Source organism: Candidatus Protofrankia datiscae, from assembly GCF_000177615.2.
Lineage (GTDB): Bacteria > Actinomycetota > Actinomycetes > Frankiales > Frankiaceae > Protofrankia > Protofrankia coriariae.
In genome coordinates, this window is the sequence record NC_015656.1 from 5,090,350 (window position 1) to 5,106,636 (window position 16,287).

The window sequence follows — 16,287 nt, forward strand, 5'->3', positions numbered from 1 at the left end:
ATGGCGGAGCGGTGGGGGTGCCGTCCCATCCGTCCCACGCTCGTTTGCGCTGGTCAGGGTGGGACGGATCGCGTGGCTGGGACGGCATATCCGTCCCGAGAGATCGTTAGCCGGTGTGGGTGTTACCGACGGTGCATGCCGGGTGGGTGTGGCTGCCGTCGTCGGTGTCGAGGGGGGCACGGCAGGCGATACAGATAGCCGGCGGGCCGGCATCTGGGGTGCTGGGACGGTTTATCCGTCCCACCGGTTCGATCCGTCCCGGGCTGACCTGGGCGGGGACGGGTGGGACGGTTGGGACGCCACCCCCGGCCGGGGGGTTGTCCACAGGGCAGTAGCGGGCCCAGGCGTCGGTGAAGTCGGCGGCGAGATACCCCTTGGTCTGGGTGCCGTCAGGAAAGCGGATGTTGCCGGAGCGGATGTCGTATTCGCGCAGCAGGTCGGCGAGGCGGCGGGCGGTGAGGCCGGTGGGGCCGAGGTCGGGCCAGGGGGCTTCGGGGTCGGCGTTGAGCCGGTCGAGGAGGTAGCCGGTGGACAGGGCGGTGTGGCCGGTGAAGGCGGTGCGGCAGTCGGCGAGTAGCCGGATCCGCAGGGAGGTCTGTCCGGTGTCGGTGGCTTCGGCGGTGATGACGGTGACCGCGGTGCGGGCGCGGGCCGGCCAGGTGCCTCCGGCGTGGTCTGCGACGGCGACGAGGGGTTCCCAGGTGTCGGCGGCGCGGTCCTCCACCGGCATGGCCGGGGTGGCGTCGGCGAGGGTGGCCAGGTGGGGGCGTAGCCAGGTGTGGAGGTGGTCGGCGAGGGTGCGCAGGGCGGGGCGGTCGCGGCGGTGCCGGTAGGGGGCGACGGTTTCGCCGGGGGCACGGCGGCGCATCCGGATGACCACGGCGCGGTCTTCGATGGTGTCGGGCATGGCGCCGATGCCGGCGAGGGCGGCCATGGCGAAGGTGGGGCAGCGTTCGAGTTGGCGGGTGGTGTTGTCCCAGCGGATCGCGGGCCGGTTGCGTTGGTGGCCGGCGTTGAGTAGGCCGCGCAGGTCCTCGTTGGTGTCGGCGTTCTTCCCGCCGAAGATGGTGTCGGCTTCGTCGACGAGCAGGGTGGGTGGGTCGTCGTCGATGGAGCGGTAGACCGCGGCGGTGGACGCGTTGACGGTGATCAGGGGGTTGTGGCAGGTGGCTTCGACGGTGTCGAGGAGCCGGGATTTCCCGCAGCGTTTTTCCGGGGCGCGGATGACCAGGCGGGGGGCGTGGGCCCAGGCGGGTTGGGCGTGGGTGGCGGCGATCCACAGCACCACGGCGTCCGCGGCCGCGGGTGAGGGCAGGACGACGTAGCGGGTGAGTGCGGCGTGCAGGGCGTCGAGGATGGCCGCGCCGTCGGCGGGGTCGGCGGGGCCGGTCATGGGGTGAGTCCTTCGTCGCGGAAGCCGCCGGTGATGGCGGCGTGGATGTCGCGGTCGGTCTGTTCGGCGGCGCGGCCGGCGGCGGTCAGGGCGGCGCGGGCGTCCTCGAGGCTGATCACCCCGGCTGTGATCATGCGGGCGATGCCGCGGGCGGCGCCGTAGAGGGTGGTTCGGCGGCGTCCTTCGGGGGCGCGGGCGACGGCGTCGAGGTGTGCGGTCAACAGCCGGTCGGGGTAGGAGATGCCCCCTCCCCCTTTCCCGTGGGTGGGGCGGGGTGCGGGGGCTGCGGGGAACGGGTGGGGCGGGGCCGGTGGGGTCTGGCAGAGGGTGAGCAGGGCGGGGGGCATCTCGTTGACCGGCCGGGTGCCGACCCACTGGTAGGGGCGGCCGGTGGTCGGGTGGGTGGAGGGTGGGGCGGTGACGTAGCCGCCGTCGGCCTTGATGTCGATGCCGACGTGGCCGGGCAGGGGCCGGGAGAGCACGGGGGTTCCGGGGTGCTGGTAGTACAGGTGCCAGCCCCCGCCGCCGGTGGCCACGGTTGCGGTCGGGGTCATCAGCGTCCGGTCGAGCCGGCCGCCGTGGCCGGGGTCGATGTCGACGACGACCAGGCCGGAGACCGCGCCGGTGCGGACCGCGAGCAGCCCGGCGGGGATGGTGGTGAGCATGGCGTGGATGCGGGCGGGGTCGGTCGTGGCGGCGTAGAAGCCGTGGCAGGTCAGGCAGGCGCAGCCGTCCCGGTCGTGGTCGGGGGCGGCGGTGGCGCACGCCGGGCAGTTCGCCACGGGGCGTTTGGATCGGCCGAGGACGAACACGGCCCGGCCGGCGGCGGCGTAGGCCACCGCGGCGGCCTGCCGTGGGTCCGGCGGGTGGCTCATGTGGGCTCCTTCGGGGTCGGTGTGAGGTGGCGGGCGAGGTCGACCGCCGGGACGGTCCGGACGGCGGTGCCGTCCCGGCGGTGGAGGGTGAGCAGACGGGCATGACCAGACATGGGGGATATCCCCCTTCCTGGGGTGGGCGGGGGTGGCCGGGGCCGGGGTGGGAGTGCCCGTCCCCGGCCACCCCGGCGGGGGTCAGAACGGCGGCGTGGCCTCCCCTGCGCCGACGGGTACGGGGGTGGGGGTGGACCAGGGGTCGTCGGAAGTGGCGGGGCCGGTGGGTGGGTAGTCGGCGCTGCCGCGGGTGGCCTTGGTGACCTTCGCGGTGGCGAACCGCAACGACGGGCCGATCTCGTCGACGTCGAGGCCGAAGGCGGAGCGTTTCTCGCCGGTGTCGGTGGTCCAGTGGTGTTGGCGTAGCCGGCCGGTGACGACCACCCGGGTGCCTTTGGTCAGGGATTCGGCGGTGTGTTCGGCCAGGGTCCGCCAGGCGGTGCAGCCGAGGAACATCGCCTCACCGTCGATCCAGGTGTTCCGGGTCTTGTCGAAGGCGCGGGGGGTGGCCGCGACGGTGAACCGGGCCATCGCGACCCCGGCCGGGGTGAACCGCAGTTCTGGGTCGGCGGTGAGGTTCCCGACGACGGTCAGCGGGGTGTCGTTCGCCATCGGAGGGTCCTTTCCCGGGCGGTGTGGCCCGGTTTTCGGCATGGGGGTAGCCGCTGCTGTGGTGTGGAGGGAAAAGGAAACGGTGGGGAAGAAGGAGGGAGGGGTCGGCGCGACGCGCCGATCAGCGGTTTCTTTTTTCTATCTTCCTGGTTTCCCGCTTGATCGCGCCTCGGTTTTTACGGACGAGTTTTTGCGCTTCTCTCTCGGCTTGTCTCACGGACATTCCGGATCCGCGCAGCAGTCTCTTGGCCTGCTTCAGGTCGCTGTCGCCGCCGTGCGGGAGGACTCCTCGCATCCCCGGCATGTCCGTGCGGCTGCCGCCGGCCAGAAGGATGACGGCTTCCTGTTCCTTCGTGCCGTCGAAATCGCCGGTGAAATATCCGTGGCTGCCGTCGGGGGTTATGCGGGCGGTGAGGTTCGTCGCGCCGAAATGGCGGGCGATGACGACGTGGCGTGCTTCGTGCCCGGCGACGCGGCGCCGGTTCGTACCGGAGCCGAACAGTCTCATAGGGGTTGCTCCTTCCCTTGCAGGGAGTGGAGGGGCGGTCACCACGCCCCGGGTGCGGGTGGTGTCGGTTACTTCCAGGTGCCGATGACGAATGGCACGTTGCGCGGGTCTCGTCCGCGGCGGTCAATCCAGACCTCGCCGTTGGCCTTGACGACCACCTCGTGTGGCTGCAGCCGGTCGGCCTGGTACTGGGTGCAGACCTGGTCAGTGATCTGTCGCTGCATGTCGGTGGGGACGGCCGACGTCGTCGCCGTGGTGGCGGTCGCTGCCGGTGGACTCGCCTTCCGCGGCGCCGGGGGCGGGGTGGTCGTCCGGGGCTTCCGCCCGGCCGGGGCCGGTGGGGTCGCGGTGGTCTTCCGGCCCTTCTTGGTCGCGGCCGGGGCCGGTGGGGTGGCGGTTGCCTTCCGGCTCTTCTTGGCCGGCGCGGGGGGGCGGCGGGGGTGTCTTCTTCGAGCTGAACAGGCCCATGTCAGGTCTCCTTGCTGAGGGTGTCGGTGGTGAGGGTGTCGGTGAGGATGCGGGCGTGGTCGAACGCCAGCCCGTCCGCGACAGCGCGGTGGACGGGAATCCAGCGGGCGGCGGTGGCGTCGTCTCCGGCGGTCGGCTTCAGCGCGTGGTGCAGCCGAACGGCGAACGCGACCGTCACGTACCTGCCGCGAGGGTCACGATCCGGGTCGGAGTAGGTGCCGACCGGCTTCAGGTCGGCGATGTCGACGAACACGCCGGTTTCTTCCGCCAGCTCACGGCGGGCGGCGGCGGTGGCGGTCTCGCCGGGGTCGACGTGCCCCCCGGGGAGGGCCCACCGGCCGGCGTAGGGATCCCAGCCTCGGCGGATGAGCAGAACATGGGGGATGCCGTTGTGGATGGTGAGGGCGACGACGTCGGCGGTCAACCGGACGGTTTCCCGGATACCCATGAGACGGGTTCCTTCCTTCTCGGTTCGGGTTGGTGGGGTCAGGAGGGGCAGCCGCGTAGGCAGGTCATGCCGCGGCGGGTGAGTTTCAGCGGCACGCCGGTGCTACCGCAGCAGTCGCAGGCCGCCGTGCCGGTGTGCTGGCCGGGTGGGAGGGCGCCGGCCGGGGGGCGGGTGACGGTCTGCCGGCCGCGGCGGGTGGCGACCACGCCGTGGCCGGTGGCGTGCACGGTGGTGCCGGTGAGCCGGTCGGCGATCCGCAGGGCGCGGCCGACGACCTGGTCCCCGATCGCGCCGGAGGGGTTGCACGCCCGGCACAGGTCGGGGCCGTTCTTCCCGGTGCCGTGGCAGCGGGGGCAGATCCGGGTCTTCTTCTTGGCCATGGCGCTGATTCCTTTCGGTGGGGGGATGAGGGGTGGGATGGATGGTGTACGGCCGCGTTCGGCTGGTGGACGGAGAATTAACCGATGAACGTCTCGGTGAATGAACCATCACGGTAGAAGGCGAATGCGTAGTTACCGGCTCGGTGCACACGCTTGCCCATCAGAGCGGCGTAGCGCTTGAACTCTTTCTCGCTCATGGGTGAGGTGGTCGTGAAGTCGTACGACACCAGTTTCGACTTTCCGTCAGGTCCGACGAAGTAGTGGTTGACGCCTTGCACCCATATGGTTTTTGTGGTCATGGTGCCCGGTGTCTTTCACGGGGAGGGATACGAAAGATGGGAGTGGGAGGTCAGAGCGCGACGGCGAAGGCGCCCAGACCGCGGGCGAGGTGCACGATCACAGCGGTGAGATGACCGACGACGGCGGCGGCCGTGGTGGGGGTGGTGGCGGCGTAGACGAGGAACGCGATGACGACGGCGGTCAGCAGCCAGGGGCCGCCGCCGCGGCGGGGGTGGGGGTATTTCACCGGGATCGGTCTCCGTTCAGGGCAGGGGTGCGGGCGGGCAGGGTCGCGCAGCCGGGGCAGAGCAGACCGGGGTGAGGGCCGTGGACGGGGCAGTGGGAGCGGTTGACCGGATTGGTCTCGCCCCAGCCGGGGCGGCTCACCGCCGCTCCCCGCCGGGAGTGGGCTGTGGGCAGCGGGTGACGGTCGTGCGGTGCTTGCCGCCGACGGTGGCGTGCTGGCAGCGGCCGGTGTGGTCAGCTTTCTCCTGGAGCCGGTGACCGAGGGGGCTGTCACAGCCGGTCGTGCCGGCGAGGGTGACCGCAGCGGCCACGAGGACGGCGGCCACGGTGCGCCGGCCGGTCATCGCCGAGGTCCGGCGGTGGCGTGGGCGGTCTCGTCCGCCAGGACAGCGACCACGGCGGCGACGAGAACAGCGAGCAACGCGGCGTCGCGGACGTGGATCGCGAGACCAGCAACAGTGATCATGGGGTGCCTTTCGAGGACGGGACAGCGGTACGGGCGCGTCCGGTGCGGGGTCAGACGCGTCGGTCGCGGCGACGAAGCCGGCGGACGGTGACGGCCACGTCGGGTCGTTCCGCGGCGGCGGCCAGCCGGGTCTTGAGGTCCCGGCGGCCGTAGACGGCTACGGTGCCCCCGAGGGGGCCGAGCGGGCTGCCGTCGGTGTGGGTGGCGGTCAGAACGTGTGTGGCCTTCTTGGCCATGGGTGTCCTCCAGAGAGATCGTGGGGCTCCTGCCGGCGTCGCCGGTCAGGCGTCGTCGGCGTGGTCGTCCGCGACCCGGTCGAGCGGCCGGTCATCCCGGACGGTTGCGATGTCCTCGGGGCTGTAGGGGTGCTCCGCCGGGTTCGACCAGGAGACGGTGACCCGGTCGCCGCGCACCCGGCGGAACCGGTACCGGCCGCGGGTGACGTCGGGTTCGTGCATGAGTTCCTTGGTCTTTCTGCCGAACATCGGCTGTCTCCTTCGATCGGGCGTGGACGGGGTTGTGCCGGTCCGGAGGTGAGGGATGGGGCTACCAGCCCCACTCCCGGTCGATCTGGTCGTAGATCTCGTCCACCTGGTCGGCGGTGGGGTTCTGCGGCAGGCGGCGGGCCGCTTCGGACTTTCGGGCGTGCTCCTCCCAGCGGACCTGCGCGCGAGCCTGGTCCTGCCTGCGCTGCTTCTCTTCGGCGGCGCGGCGTTCCCGCGCGGCCGTGGCCTCGGCGGCCTTGCGGTCCCGTTCGGCCTTCTCTGCCGCGCGCCGAGCGACGCGGGCGGCTTCCCGCTGGTCCTTCACGGCCTTGCGCCCGGCCTTGAGGGTCTCCTCGTACGACGCGTCAGCGGTCTTCCTGACCTTGGCCATGGACACAGATCCCCTTTCGTAACTATGAGTAACCATCGGTGGGTGTGGTGGGGCGGGGAGGGATGCGGGGCCACGGCGTGGATCCGCGTCCCTGGCGGGCGAGGGAGAAGGGTGGGGATGCCGGCTACGGCTTCCCCAGGGGGTGTTCCTGCTGGTCAGCCAGGGGAAGCGGGCGAGGGAAGGGGGTGGGGAAACTTCCCCGGGGGTCAGCCGCTCCCCTGATCACTTCCCTCGTCCCGACTGCTACGGAGAGTGATTGCCTGGTGGATGTCGTCGACGCGGATGACACTCTGACCCACCGACTTACTGATCTTGATGTGGTGGGTGGCGAGGGCCGCGCTGAGGGTTTGGAAGGTCCACTTCTGGTAGCGGGGATGGATCTCGGCGAGACGGGCGAGGACGACCGGGGTGCGGGTGCGGTCTTCTCCGCGCAGCGCGGCGGCGATGTCACTGAGCGGGTCGCGGTCCTCGGTCGGGTCACCAGTGGCGGTGCGGGTGGCGACCTGGGTGCGGCGGGCCTTGGCCCGGTCGGCAAGCGCGTCGGCGTCGGCATCGTTGATGAAGTGCGTCCGGATCGTCAGGGACGACGCGCCCGGCGGGAGCGGCACGCCGTCCCCGGCGACGACGAGGGTGCCTTTATCCAGGCCCTGACGCAGCTTGTGGGGAGCTGCGCCGCCGTTGACGGCCTTGTCGCCGAGCGCCATCTTGGCCTGGGCTTCGGTGCCCACGACCAGGGACGCGCGGATGTGGGCGCCTTCGCGGACCAGCTTGGGCAGGTTCTGATCCGTGGGGTCCTGGGTGCCCTGCCAGAGCAGGGCGTCGACCGCGCGGCCCTGGTTGTGCAGCTTGCGGGCGGCCGTGAAGTAGCGGGATGTGGCCTTGGTCCCGCCGTAGGGTCGCTTGAAGTCGTCGACGGCGGGGCACATGAACGCCACCTGCGCCTCGTCCACGATCACGATCAGCGGGTGGAACGTCGCACCGGCGCGGGTGGCCTCGTTGCGCCGTTCCATCTCGGTGACGGCGTCTTCGAGTATCTCGGTGGCCTGGACGACGTGGGTGTCGGTGGGGCCCTGGATCAGCCGGGTAGCGATGCCGTCGAACATCGCCCAGTCGCCCACACCCTTGAGATCAGCGATCCAGAACTCGACGGTGGGGTCCTGGGCGAGCCACAGCGCCAGGGCGCGCAGCGCGGCGGTCTTGCCCTGGTTCGACAGGCCGGTGATCAGTAGGTGCCGCTGGTACAGGCTGATCAACGCCGCGTCCCCGCGCAGGTCTTCGCCCCACGGGGCGCGGCCGGTGCGGTAGTCCGCGGACTGCTCCGGGTCGAGGACCAGCGGGGACGGGCCGATCGGCTCGTCGAGCGCGCCGGGGTCGGCGATCCACAGCCGGACCGTGCGGCGCAGTTCCGCGGGAATCGTGATGAACACCTCGTGTTCGTGCCGGCCGAGGTTCTCCGCCAGCTTGCGTCCCCGCTTCTGGATCTCCTCCGTGGACGTGCCCGAGGGCAGCGCCACGTCGACTTCCACCCCGCAGCCTGCGAGGGTGATCGGGCCGAGCATGCCCGCGCCGTAGTCCGGCATCGCCTTAATGCTTTTCCGCAGCTCGGCGTAACCGAGGTCACGGAGCGCGGTCACCACGATCGACGGGGTGATCTCCTCCCCGACCTGGACCCGCTGCCCGGCGGGCATCAACCGGGCCGGCAGGCTCGCCCCGTCCTGACCGGCCCGGCGGGTCAGCGCCAGCCAGCCCAGCACACCCCCGGCCCCGGCCAGCGGCACCGCCACCGTGACGGCGGTGACCAGAGCGTGCAGCAGCCAACCCAGGAATCTCCAGTAGTCCCCCCAGCCTGCGCCCAGCGGGTGCACGACGCCGACGACGATGCCGATACCGACCAGGGCGGTAGCGACGACCAGCACCAGGGCCACCGCCGACAGCCCAGCGGCCTTCAGCAGCACGGGGAGGTTCTGCACCCGCTGCCGGCGGGCGTCCTTCGCCGTGTGCAGCCGGTCGAGCCATTCCACCAGCTCCGCGGTGTCCCCACGGGCCCGCGCAGCGCGGATCTGCTCCCGGATCGCCGCGTGGGTAGCCGCGTCCACCGCCCGGCGCGCCAGCACCGCATGCCCTTGCAGAGACTGCACCGCCACCCGGCCGGTGGCACGCACAACCTCCTTCCCACCGGCCGGCAGGGCCGGCAGCGCGGGCCAGGCCACCGGCCGCCGCACAGGCACGGCGGTAGAACGCGGGGTCACAACCTGCCCATGCTGGTCGATCACCTCCCCGTCCAAAACCTCTCCGCCCGCCGGACGGACGCCGGTACCGGTGTCGATGTCGGTGGCCGGTGTCCACGGGCCGGTCAGCACCAGCCCACCAGCGCCGATGTCGGTGTACGCCTGTTCCGCCTGGTCGGTCACCGCGCACCACCTTTCACAGTCCAGCCGGGGATTGAGGAGTCGGTCAGGGGCCAGGACGAGCCGCCGAGCGGGGCGATCCCCGCGGCAGCGGACAGGGCGATCTCGACGCGTTCGACGGTGTCGACCAGGACGCAGACGGCCAGGCCCACGACCCGCAGGGCCAGCACCACGACGGCCAGCAGGGCCAGGCCGGCGGCGGCCCACCAGGGCAGGGAGCGCAGATCCGCGCGGATCCCGGTCATGCCGGCACCCCGCTCTGACGCAGTTCGGTGATGTACCGGCGGGCGGTGGTTGGGGACAGCCCGACCGCGGCGGCGAGATCCGCGGCGAGCTGCCGATCGCTGCGCGGGTCGTCCGCCGGCACCGCCGCCAGCTTGCGAGCCAGGTCCCGCCGGCCGGTCCCCCGCGCACCACCGGTGCCGCCGGTACCACCGGTATCCCGGGGGCCGATGGTGGTACCGGTACCGCGACGCGGCCCGGTCGGGCGTGGCACCGGTACCACTGCCGTGGATGGCTCCGGTGCCACGACTACGGATGGTTCCGGTACCGCTGGCTCCAGTGCCACCGTGGGGGATGGCTCCGGTGCCGCCACGGCTGGCGGGGTCGACGTCGGGACGGTGGTGAGCGCGGCGAACCGTTGCCGGTAGCGGGGCGCGGCCTCGGCAAGCAGGACCAGGACCACCGGCGGGATCGAGTGCGCGACGATCGCGCCCGGATCGCCCGACGCGGCGGCGTCCCACACGTTGAGCGTCCAGGTCGCGATCCCGCAGAACCAGCGCAGCCCGGTCGCCCACCCGTCGGGACGCTCCCCGTGCCGGGACAACGCCGCATCCGCTGTGATCGACACGAACAGGGCGATGTCCACGATCGGCGCGAGGAGCCACGCCTGCGGATCGGCGGTGCCGTGCCCGCGAGCGGCCGTGTGGACGTTCGCCAGGCTGTACACCGCGACCAGCCCGGCCACCAGCCACAGCCCGGCATCCAACGCCCGACCCAACCGGCGCGGCACCCCGCCGGCCATCACGCCACCGCCCCCACCGAAACCGGCCGACCCGGTCCACCACCGCGACGGGCCGTCCGCCGAGCCGCCACCGGCCGGGCGGCCCGGGCCAACGCCCGCTCCGCCGCACCCAGACCCGCCGGCCGATACGGGCGGCCCGCCAGATACCAGGCCGCGACCCGGTCCAGCGTCACCGCCGCCACCAGATCGAACACGTCCGCCAGCTCGTCACGAGGAGCGCCCGCCACACGGGCCTGGGCCTGCGCGACCCGCACCCGCGCCTCGACATCGACCGCGGCGGCGTAGGCGGTCACGGCAGCATCCCCGCCGCGGCGGCCGGCCAGCGTGGTCACCACCGCCCAGTGATCCGCCACCGCGGCCAGGTAGTCAGCCACCGCGACGGCGAACCGCTCCTGTGCACCCGGTACGGGAGCAGCCCCGGCACCGGTGGACACAGCGGTGCCCCTCGACCGGCACAGACTGACAGGCATGGTGGTCACTGGCCCGTCTCCATACCCGCGACCAGCGCACGAGCCTGACCGATCACGTCCGGGTCGGATAGCGGCGCCCACACCCGCACCGGAGAACCCGCCACCGTCGCGGACACCTCCACCGTCAGATCCTCGTCACCGAGGTCATGCCGCACGGCCGGCGGCCGGCCCAACAGGCGGGCCACCGCACGCAGATCCGCCCACCGGACCGCGTCGCGCTCCCCGGCCGAGGCATCCACCCTCCACCGGGCAGGGACAAGCGCCACAACCTGGTCCGGGTAGACATCGCTGACCGTCACGTGCAGAGACGCCCGCTCACCGACCAGTTCCACCAGCTCCGCCGCCGCCCGCAACGCACTCGCCATCCGCGCCGGCAGCGACACCCCGACACCACCCTCAGCGTCAGTGCCGGTACCGGTCTCGGACGCGACGGTCGCAGACTCCCGACGCGGCACCGGCCGCACCGGCGCTCCAGCCGGAACCGGCGGGTCCACCGGCGCCACCGCGGCGTGCAGCGCGTCCCGCACCACCGCTTCCCGTACCGCCGTCCGCTCACCGGCCATGACGCACCCCCCGCGACGTCTCCAACGACAGCTCTTCCGACTGCTGCGACCCGAACAGCGCCGTCGCCACCGGCGCGGTCAGCGCGGCCTTGACCACCGCCCGCCGCGTCGGCGACGGCACGTCCCGCCGCTCACCCCGCCGCGGCCGGACCACCTCGGTCACCGCGTCCTTCGCCTTTTGCCGCCTGCTCACCGGACACCACCACGACGACGCAGCAGCTCACGCGCGAGCCGCTCCACCTCACGCGCCACGGCATCCCCCAGATCCTCAGCCCGGGGAGCCCCCAACAGGGCATGCTTCATAACGGTCCTTCCTCCAAACGGGACGGATCACGAGACCCCGGCGCGGTGCTTGCCGGCTAGGCGCCGGGGTCCATCTGGCCTAGGTCAAGCTAATCTGGCCTAGGCCAGATGTCAACACTTCGCTTCGGTGGCACGTCCATGAGCTTGGACGTAGTCGAACTGGTGCAGAAGGTGACAAGCTGGGGGGGCACCAGTGGGGACAAGGTGTGCCACCAGGGCATGTCACCCCTTCTCGCAGCGCACACTTGGAGCAAGGTTCAGGAAGGAGAACTTCCGTGATCAATGAACTCAGCGTCAGCGGCCAGCGGCCAGCGTGGGCTCGTCGGCTTCGCGAAGAACGGGACGCCCGAGGGTGGTCTCAGAATGACACGGTCAGAGCGCTACGAGCGCACTCGGCTGATAATCTTCCAAGTGACAGTACGCTTTTGCGGAACTGGAAGAGATGGGAATCTGGAGACACGGTCCCGGACGATTTCTATAAGCCCCTCATAGCCAAGACATTCGGCACGGTAACAGCCGCTCTCTTTCCTACTCCGGTGCGCCAGTCCCAGGAAAGAGCCTTGCTTAAGACCGCCGGTATGGGCACTCTGGAGATTGTCTCTCGACTTCGCATGTCCGACGTCAGTGGAAGCACCCTTGACGCACTTGCGATTACTACCGAACGCCTCTGCTCCGAATACGCCTACACGTCATCCGACCAGCTCAGGACAGAAGGACACGCTTGGCTCGGACGCATGACCGGCCTTCTTGACCAGAGACTCACCCTTGCACAGCATCGAGAGTTGCTTGTCCAAGCAGGATGGATCGCGCTACTGGTCGGCTGCGTCGAGTACGACTTGGGCGACAAGCGCGCTGCCGAAGCGACCCGCCGGGCGGCACTGTCCCTGGGGCAGGAAGCCGAACACTCGGGAATCATCGGTTGGGCACATGAAATGCAAGCATGGTATGCGCTTACTCAAGGTGATTACCGGGGTGTTATAGCAGCCAGCGAAGCCGGGCAGATCGCCGCGCCAACGCAAGGCGTGGCCGTCCAACTTGCCGCGCAGAAGGCGAAGGCGTGGGCTCGGATCGGCGATCGCAGACAGGTCGAGGTAGCACTTGACCACGGCCGCACGCTGCTGGAAGGACAGCCGTACCCTTCCAATATCGACAATCACTTTGTCGTAGATCCTGCAAAATATGACTTTTATGTGATGGACTGCTACCGACTTCTCGGAGAAGATCGACTTGCCGAAAGCTATGCACGACAAGTAATCGAAGCGGGCACCGAGTTCGATGGACGCGAGCGATCGCCAATGCGTAACGCCGAAGCTCGAATTACGCTTGGGGTTGTTTCTGCACGTCAAGGAGACGTCGAACTGGCCGTGAGCTACGGGGCACGTGCGCTTGAAGGTGAACGGCAATCTCTACCATCGCTTCTTATGTGCTCTCGGGAGCTGGCGGCTATTCTACGAGACCGTTATACGGATGACCCGAACGCGAATGAATATCTCGACCAGCTACGGGAGATGTCCGCTTTAAAGACGCCGTAGGCGGACGATGAGAATCGGCGATCCCTCATCAATCCCAAGGTGGTGCGCCAATTCTCCCGATGCTTTCAACGTATCGGCAGAGGTTACTTTCATATCACTTGCGAGCTCGACGATAACGGCAAGCTCCGACTCCGCCTTCCGGGGCCCCACAACAACTGCTCCGCTTCGAGGGAGGATTTTAATCAACCCCTCTGACTCAAGAGAAGAAAGAGCGTTTGCCGCCGTCTGTCGAGCGACGTTAAAAGTCGTTGATATATCACGGATCGAGGGCAGGCGATTGTCTGGCGCAAGTTCACCAGTCTGAATCAGGGTACGAAAATGATCGGCAATCCGAGCGTAGGGAGGTGTCTGACCTTCCATCTCGGTCGGCATCTACGCCTTCCCCTCATGTCGGGCGGTCGGCTCATCTTCAAGTGACCACACGGTTGCTAACGACCAAGGGTACCGGCACGTGCCCTCTTCAAGAGCGGCATGACGGCCAAGAGAACTCCAGGCAAGGCCAAGCATGCCTCAGCAGACGGAGATGATCGGTTCGGTGCGGAGTCTACGGAGAGATCATTACCGAGGTGCGTTGTGCACGCCACGCCCGAACGGGACTTCAGTCGGCTCGCCCCCTCCGGACTGAGCGCGGCGCCAAGGCGTCGTGGTCGCCAGGCGCATCATCCCACCCGCGCGGCGCGTCAGAGCAGGACAGATCAACACGAAAGCGGCAGATAGAGGGCGAGGATGAGCGGCAAGTCGTCGGTACTGGTAGTAATCGACGTTCAAAACGGATTCCTGACCGAGCACTCGCAGCCCGTCGTACCGATCATCGTGGATCTTGTCCAACGCTGGCAGGCTGCCGGTCACGACACCGCCTTCACGCGGTACCTCAACTTCCCCGGAAGCCCATACGAACGGCTGATTGGCTGGACCCAGCTATGCGAGTCACCGGCAACGGACATCGTCGATGATCTGATACCCCACGCCACTAAGGCAACCGCAGTGATCGATAAGACGATCTACACCCTCTTCAACGAGGAAGGCGCCGCACTGGTCAAGGAACGCGGTTGGACCGATCTCTACATCTGCGGCATCGACACGAACAGTTGCGTTCTCAAGACGGCTGTGGACGCCTTTGAGCGCGACCTGACACCGTGGATCGTGACAGACGCAAGCGCGAGCCACTCCGGGCCGGAGGTCCACGACGCGGGCATCCTCCTTGCCACCAAGTTCATCGGCCGCCGCCAGCTCGTGACACAAGCCCAGATCCCGATCACTCCCTGATCGGATCTTGCGGACCAGCGATGCGCCGAACGGGACCCCGGCCAGGCCGCCACGCTCCGGACTGCGCGCGGCGCCGGGGCGCCGTGCTCGCCGGGCGCGTCGTCCCAGCTACTCGTCCGGAGCGTCGCGGTAGGAGGGATCGACGGTCTCAGTTCCGGTCTCATTCGTGCTCGTTCGCTGTCGTTCACCGGGCACCGTTCAAGCACCGTGTACCACGCTCGGACCAGCACGAACGGTTGCAAACGAGACATCACAGATCTCGAAAGCGTGTGAGGGGGCAACCCCTCCGTGGGTTCAAATCCCACCTCCACCGCCATCCGTGGGGATCTGTATGCTTGCGCACCTGTCGGCGGATGGCTTTATGCCAGCCGCGGGGGCCAAGCCCCCGCGGACCCCACGGGAAACCTGGTCTCGGTTCTGGTCTCAATTGTCTTCGGAGCCTGGCGCTGGAGGTGGTGTCACGGTCGGTGGACGCGGTGAGCTGATGGGAAGCGGGCCGGTCATGTCCGGTCAGGGCATGTCGTGTCCGGTCAGGCCATGCTGCCCAGGATGGCGGCGATGTCAGCCGGTTCGGTGCACGGGTTGACGATCGCGAAACGAGTCACCGTCTCTCCCTCGTGGACGGTCGGGGTAACAAAGGCAAAACCCGCCCGCAACAGTTTCTCCGTCCATTCGTAGTAATTTTCCGGCGTCCAGTTCAGGCGGCGCAGAACAACTACGGAAAGCTGCGGCTCACGCACGAGCTCCACATAGGGCAGCGCCCTTATCTGATCAGCCGCGGCCCGGGCGGTGGCCAGTGACTTCTCCACGGCGGCGCCATAGGCGCGGGTACCGTGCGTGGCAAGCGAGAACCAGAAGGGCAGGCCGCGCGCACGCCGTGAGAGACCGATCGCGTAGTCCGCGGGGTTCCAGTCGTCAGCGGTTTCGAGGACCTCGAGGTAACCCGCTTTCTGGGCGTGCGCCGCGCGCGCCAGCGCCGGCTCCCGGTAAATCAGCGCGCAGGCGTCGAACGGAGCGAACAGCCATTTGTGTGGATCGACGATGAAAGAATCCGCGTCAGCTGTCCCGGCAAAGAGGTGGCGGACGGATTCCGCGGCCAGCGCGGCCAGTCCGTACGCCCCGTCGACATGTGCCCACAGGTCTCGCTCGTGGGCTACGTCGACAATTCCGCGGATGTCGTCGACGATACCGAACTGGGTGGTACCGGCCGTCGCCACGACGGCGAACACGCTGTCGCGGACATCAGGGTCCGCGGTGTCCAGGGCGTGGGCCAGCGCGGGGCCGGTGAGGCGGCCCTCGGCGTCCGCCGGGACCACCAGGAGCTCCGCGCCCATGACTCGGGCGGCGGCCTCGACCGAGGAGTGCGCCTCGGCGCCGCAGGCGATACGCCACACGGTGGGCCGGCCGCCAGCCGGGGCGGCACCGCCCCGCGTCTGCATCCGGTATCTGGCCGCGACGAGCGCGGAGAGGTTCCCGATCGTCCCGCCCTGGACGAAGACCCCGCCGGCCTCGGGCGGAAAACCGGCGAGATCGGAAAGCCAGCGCAGTGCCTGGTTTTCCGCGTGCACGGCACCGGCGCCCTCCAGCCAGCTTCCCGCGTACACGGACGAAGCCCCGACGACGAGGTCGAAAAGTATCGCCGCCTTGGTGGGCGCCGCCGGTATGAACGAGAGGTTGCGGGGATGGTCGACCGAAATGCACGCTCGGGAGAGCAGTTCGTCAAAAATCCGGAGCGCTTCGACGCCACCGATACCGTCGGGAGTTATTGTCTCCCCCACTGCGGTGGTCAGCTCCGCGCGTGAGTGGGTACCGTCCAGTGGAACGGGATTGAGACGTAGTCGCTCCCGCGCATAGTTGACGACGGCCTGGGTCAGAATCTCGCTGTCAACATCATAGCGGTGCACGAACTCGAGCATACCCGGGCCCGCCCGAGTTTACGGACATCACGATATGGCGACGGTGCGCAGCCGGCGCCTCCGGATACGCAGGTCGAAACATATCGAAAACAATGCCGACCGGTGCGGGTCACACAGTTGTGCACGGTAAGGGGATTGGCGCCGACCGCATCAATATGTCCGTCACCCGCACCGGGAGGATTCCGGGCCAGCAACGGAGT

At 69.2% G+C, this 16,287-nt stretch carries 25 protein-coding genes; 2 read left to right on the forward strand and 23 right to left on the reverse strand.

Annotated elements, in window-relative coordinates; all coding sequences use genetic code 11:
- Positions 1 to 106: 106 nt before the first annotated feature.
- The 21 genes from FSYMDG_RS21440 to FSYMDG_RS25060 form a co-directional block, all read right to left on the reverse strand.
- Positions 107 to 1,393 (reverse strand): DUF3631 domain-containing protein, encoded by a 1,287-nt coding sequence (locus FSYMDG_RS21440; RefSeq protein ID WP_013875470.1) that lies wholly within the window; start codon positions 1,391 to 1,393, stop codon positions 107 to 109.
- Positions 1,390 to 2,268 (reverse strand): bifunctional DNA primase/polymerase, encoded by an 879-nt coding sequence (locus tag FSYMDG_RS21445; RefSeq protein WP_013875471.1) that lies wholly within the window; start codon positions 2,266 to 2,268, stop codon positions 1,390 to 1,392. The genes FSYMDG_RS21440 and FSYMDG_RS21445 overlap by 4 nt, the downstream gene beginning before the upstream one ends.
- A gap of 195 nt (positions 2,269 to 2,463) precedes the next feature.
- Entirely contained in the window at positions 2,464 to 2,934 is a 471-nt protein-coding gene (gene ssb / locus FSYMDG_RS21450) for a single-stranded DNA-binding protein (protein WP_013871700.1), read from the reverse strand.
- Between the two features lie 121 nt (positions 2,935 to 3,055).
- Complete coding sequence (locus FSYMDG_RS21455) at positions 3,056 to 3,442, reverse strand: hypothetical protein (protein WP_013871699.1); 387 nt, start codon at positions 3,440 to 3,442, stop codon at positions 3,056 to 3,058.
- A 68-nt stretch (positions 3,443 to 3,510) separates the two neighbouring features.
- Complete coding sequence (locus FSYMDG_RS26965; RefSeq protein WP_013871698.1) at positions 3,511 to 3,666, reverse strand: hypothetical protein; 156 nt, start codon at positions 3,664 to 3,666, stop codon at positions 3,511 to 3,513.
- Positions 3,647 to 3,910 carry a hypothetical protein gene (locus FSYMDG_RS25055; protein WP_013871697.1) on the reverse strand — a complete coding sequence of 88 codons (264 nt, stop codon included), beginning with the start codon at positions 3,908 to 3,910 and terminating at the stop codon, positions 3,647 to 3,649. Before FSYMDG_RS25055 ends, FSYMDG_RS26965 begins: the two co-directional genes overlap by 20 nt.
- A gap of 1 nt (position 3,911) precedes the next feature.
- Entirely contained in the window at positions 3,912 to 4,358 is a 447-nt protein-coding gene (locus FSYMDG_RS21465) for an NUDIX domain-containing protein (protein ID WP_013871696.1), read from the reverse strand.
- Between the two features lie 38 nt (positions 4,359 to 4,396).
- Positions 4,397 to 4,738 (reverse strand): hypothetical protein, encoded by a 342-nt coding sequence (locus FSYMDG_RS21470; protein ID WP_013871695.1) that lies wholly within the window; start codon positions 4,736 to 4,738, stop codon positions 4,397 to 4,399.
- Positions 4,739 to 4,815: 77 nt separating this feature from the next.
- Positions 4,816 to 5,037: a hypothetical protein gene (locus tag FSYMDG_RS26970; protein WP_013871694.1), complete on the reverse strand. Its 222-nt coding sequence runs from the start codon at positions 5,035 to 5,037 to the stop codon at positions 4,816 to 4,818.
- 50 nt (positions 5,038 to 5,087) lie between these two features.
- Positions 5,088 to 5,264: a hypothetical protein gene (locus tag FSYMDG_RS26545; protein ID WP_013871693.1), complete on the reverse strand. Its 177-nt coding sequence runs from the start codon at positions 5,262 to 5,264 to the stop codon at positions 5,088 to 5,090.
- A 136-nt stretch (positions 5,265 to 5,400) separates the two neighbouring features.
- Positions 5,401 to 5,607 (reverse strand): hypothetical protein, encoded by a 207-nt coding sequence (locus FSYMDG_RS21480; RefSeq protein WP_013871692.1) that lies wholly within the window; start codon positions 5,605 to 5,607, stop codon positions 5,401 to 5,403.
- Positions 5,604 to 5,729: a hypothetical protein gene (locus FSYMDG_RS29355; protein WP_013871691.1), complete on the reverse strand. Its 126-nt coding sequence runs from the start codon at positions 5,727 to 5,729 to the stop codon at positions 5,604 to 5,606. Before FSYMDG_RS29355 ends, FSYMDG_RS21480 begins: the two co-directional genes overlap by 4 nt.
- Before the next feature lie 50 nt (positions 5,730 to 5,779).
- Positions 5,780 to 5,965, reverse strand: coding sequence for a hypothetical protein (locus FSYMDG_RS21485; RefSeq protein ID WP_013875472.1), 186 nt, complete (start codon positions 5,963 to 5,965; stop codon positions 5,780 to 5,782).
- A gap of 45 nt (positions 5,966 to 6,010) precedes the next feature.
- Positions 6,011 to 6,214, reverse strand: coding sequence for a hypothetical protein (locus FSYMDG_RS21490; RefSeq protein WP_013875473.1), 204 nt, complete (start codon positions 6,212 to 6,214; stop codon positions 6,011 to 6,013).
- Positions 6,215 to 6,275: 61 nt separating this feature from the next.
- Positions 6,276 to 6,605 (reverse strand): hypothetical protein, encoded by a 330-nt coding sequence (locus FSYMDG_RS21495; RefSeq protein WP_013875474.1) that lies wholly within the window; start codon positions 6,603 to 6,605, stop codon positions 6,276 to 6,278.
- Positions 6,606 to 6,811: 206 nt separating this feature from the next.
- Complete coding sequence (locus tag FSYMDG_RS27270; RefSeq protein WP_013875475.1) at positions 6,812 to 9,016, reverse strand: FtsK/SpoIIIE domain-containing protein; 2,205 nt, start codon at positions 9,014 to 9,016, stop codon at positions 6,812 to 6,814.
- On the reverse strand, positions 9,013 to 9,258 hold the full coding sequence (locus FSYMDG_RS21505; protein WP_013875476.1) for a hypothetical protein: 246 nt from the start codon (positions 9,256 to 9,258) through the stop codon (positions 9,013 to 9,015). Before FSYMDG_RS21505 ends, FSYMDG_RS27270 begins: the two co-directional genes overlap by 4 nt.
- Positions 9,255 to 10,013, reverse strand: coding sequence for a winged helix-turn-helix domain-containing protein (locus FSYMDG_RS23535; RefSeq protein WP_237702908.1), 759 nt, complete (start codon positions 10,011 to 10,013; stop codon positions 9,255 to 9,257). Before FSYMDG_RS23535 ends, FSYMDG_RS21505 begins: the two co-directional genes overlap by 4 nt.
- A 23-nt stretch (positions 10,014 to 10,036) precedes the next feature.
- Positions 10,037 to 10,471 carry a hypothetical protein gene (locus FSYMDG_RS21515; protein WP_043604190.1) on the reverse strand — a complete coding sequence of 145 codons (435 nt, stop codon included), beginning with the start codon at positions 10,469 to 10,471 and terminating at the stop codon, positions 10,037 to 10,039.
- A gap of 41 nt (positions 10,472 to 10,512) precedes the next feature.
- Positions 10,513 to 11,070: a hypothetical protein gene (locus FSYMDG_RS21520; protein WP_013875479.1), complete on the reverse strand. Its 558-nt coding sequence runs from the start codon at positions 11,068 to 11,070 to the stop codon at positions 10,513 to 10,515.
- Positions 11,060 to 11,263, reverse strand: a complete 204-nt coding sequence (locus FSYMDG_RS25060; RefSeq protein WP_013875480.1) for a hypothetical protein — start codon at positions 11,261 to 11,263, stop codon at positions 11,060 to 11,062. Before FSYMDG_RS25060 ends, FSYMDG_RS21520 begins: the two co-directional genes overlap by 11 nt.
- A gap of 385 nt (positions 11,264 to 11,648) precedes the next feature.
- Between FSYMDG_RS25060 and FSYMDG_RS25065 the strand changes: the two genes are divergently transcribed.
- On the forward strand, positions 11,649 to 12,905 hold the full coding sequence (locus FSYMDG_RS25065) for a hypothetical protein (protein WP_013875481.1): 1,257 nt from the start codon (positions 11,649 to 11,651) through the stop codon (positions 12,903 to 12,905).
- Here FSYMDG_RS25065 and FSYMDG_RS25070 read toward each other — a convergent pair.
- Positions 12,891 to 13,277, reverse strand: a complete 387-nt coding sequence (locus tag FSYMDG_RS25070; protein WP_013875482.1) for a GntR family transcriptional regulator — start codon at positions 13,275 to 13,277, stop codon at positions 12,891 to 12,893. The genes FSYMDG_RS25065 and FSYMDG_RS25070 overlap by 15 nt on opposite strands.
- A gap of 354 nt (positions 13,278 to 13,631) precedes the next feature.
- Here FSYMDG_RS25070 and FSYMDG_RS21530 point away from each other — a divergent pair, with 354 nt between their 5' ends.
- Positions 13,632 to 14,171, forward strand: a complete 540-nt coding sequence (locus FSYMDG_RS21530; RefSeq protein ID WP_013875483.1) for a cysteine hydrolase — start codon at positions 13,632 to 13,634, stop codon at positions 14,169 to 14,171.
- Between the two features lie 530 nt (positions 14,172 to 14,701).
- On the opposite strand, the gene FSYMDG_RS21535 is transcribed toward FSYMDG_RS21530, so the two are convergent.
- Positions 14,702 to 16,087: a pyridoxal phosphate-dependent decarboxylase family protein gene (locus FSYMDG_RS21535; RefSeq protein ID WP_013875484.1), complete on the reverse strand. Its 1,386-nt coding sequence runs from the start codon at positions 16,085 to 16,087 to the stop codon at positions 14,702 to 14,704.
- Positions 16,088 to 16,287 lie beyond the last annotated feature (200 nt).

Excerpts from the sequence above, each read along its gene's own strand:
- FSYMDG_RS21440 (WP_013875470.1), bottom strand. The coding sequence starts at position 1,393 with ATGACCGGCCCCGCCGACCCCGCCGACGGCGCGGCCATCCTCGACGCC.
- FSYMDG_RS21445 (WP_013875471.1), bottom strand. The coding sequence starts at position 2,268 with ATGAGCCACCCGCCGGACCCACGGCAGGCCGCCGCGGTGGCCTACGCC.
- ssb (WP_013871700.1), bottom strand. The coding sequence starts at position 2,934 with ATGGCGAACGACACCCCGCTGACCGTCGTCGGGAACCTCACCGCCGAC.
- FSYMDG_RS21455 (WP_013871699.1), bottom strand. The coding sequence starts at position 3,442 with ATGAGACTGTTCGGCTCCGGTACGAACCGGCGCCGCGTCGCCGGGCAC.
- FSYMDG_RS26965 (WP_013871698.1), bottom strand. The coding sequence starts at position 3,666 with ATGCAGCGACAGATCACTGACCAGGTCTGCACCCAGTACCAGGCCGAC.
- FSYMDG_RS25055 (WP_013871697.1), bottom strand. The coding sequence starts at position 3,910 with ATGGGCCTGTTCAGCTCGAAGAAGACACCCCCGCCGCCCCCCCGCGCC.
- FSYMDG_RS21465 (WP_013871696.1), bottom strand. The coding sequence starts at position 4,358 with ATGGGTATCCGGGAAACCGTCCGGTTGACCGCCGACGTCGTCGCCCTC.
- FSYMDG_RS21470 (WP_013871695.1), bottom strand. The coding sequence starts at position 4,738 with ATGGCCAAGAAGAAGACCCGGATCTGCCCCCGCTGCCACGGCACCGGG.
- FSYMDG_RS26970 (WP_013871694.1), bottom strand. The coding sequence starts at position 5,037 with ATGACCACAAAAACCATATGGGTGCAAGGCGTCAACCACTACTTCGTC.
- FSYMDG_RS21480 (WP_013871692.1), bottom strand. The coding sequence starts at position 5,607 with ATGACCGGCCGGCGCACCGTGGCCGCCGTCCTCGTGGCCGCTGCGGTC.
- FSYMDG_RS29355 (WP_013871691.1), bottom strand. The coding sequence starts at position 5,729 with ATGATCACTGTTGCTGGTCTCGCGATCCACGTCCGCGACGCCGCGTTG.
- FSYMDG_RS21485 (WP_013875472.1), bottom strand. The coding sequence starts at position 5,965 with ATGGCCAAGAAGGCCACACACGTTCTGACCGCCACCCACACCGACGGC.
- FSYMDG_RS21490 (WP_013875473.1), bottom strand. The coding sequence starts at position 6,214 with ATGTTCGGCAGAAAGACCAAGGAACTCATGCACGAACCCGACGTCACC.
- FSYMDG_RS21495 (WP_013875474.1), bottom strand. The coding sequence starts at position 6,605 with ATGGCCAAGGTCAGGAAGACCGCTGACGCGTCGTACGAGGAGACCCTC.
- FSYMDG_RS21505 (WP_013875476.1), bottom strand. The coding sequence starts at position 9,258 with ATGACCGGGATCCGCGCGGATCTGCGCTCCCTGCCCTGGTGGGCCGCC.
- FSYMDG_RS21520 (WP_013875479.1), bottom strand. The coding sequence starts at position 11,070 with ATGGCCGGTGAGCGGACGGCGGTACGGGAAGCGGTGGTGCGGGACGCG.
- FSYMDG_RS25070 (WP_013875482.1), bottom strand. The coding sequence starts at position 13,277 with ATGCCGACCGAGATGGAAGGTCAGACACCTCCCTACGCTCGGATTGCC.
- FSYMDG_RS21530 (WP_013875483.1), top strand. The coding sequence starts at position 13,632 with ATGAGCGGCAAGTCGTCGGTACTGGTAGTAATCGACGTTCAAAACGGA.
- FSYMDG_RS21535 (WP_013875484.1), bottom strand. The coding sequence starts at position 16,087 with ATGCTCGAGTTCGTGCACCGCTATGATGTTGACAGCGAGATTCTGACC.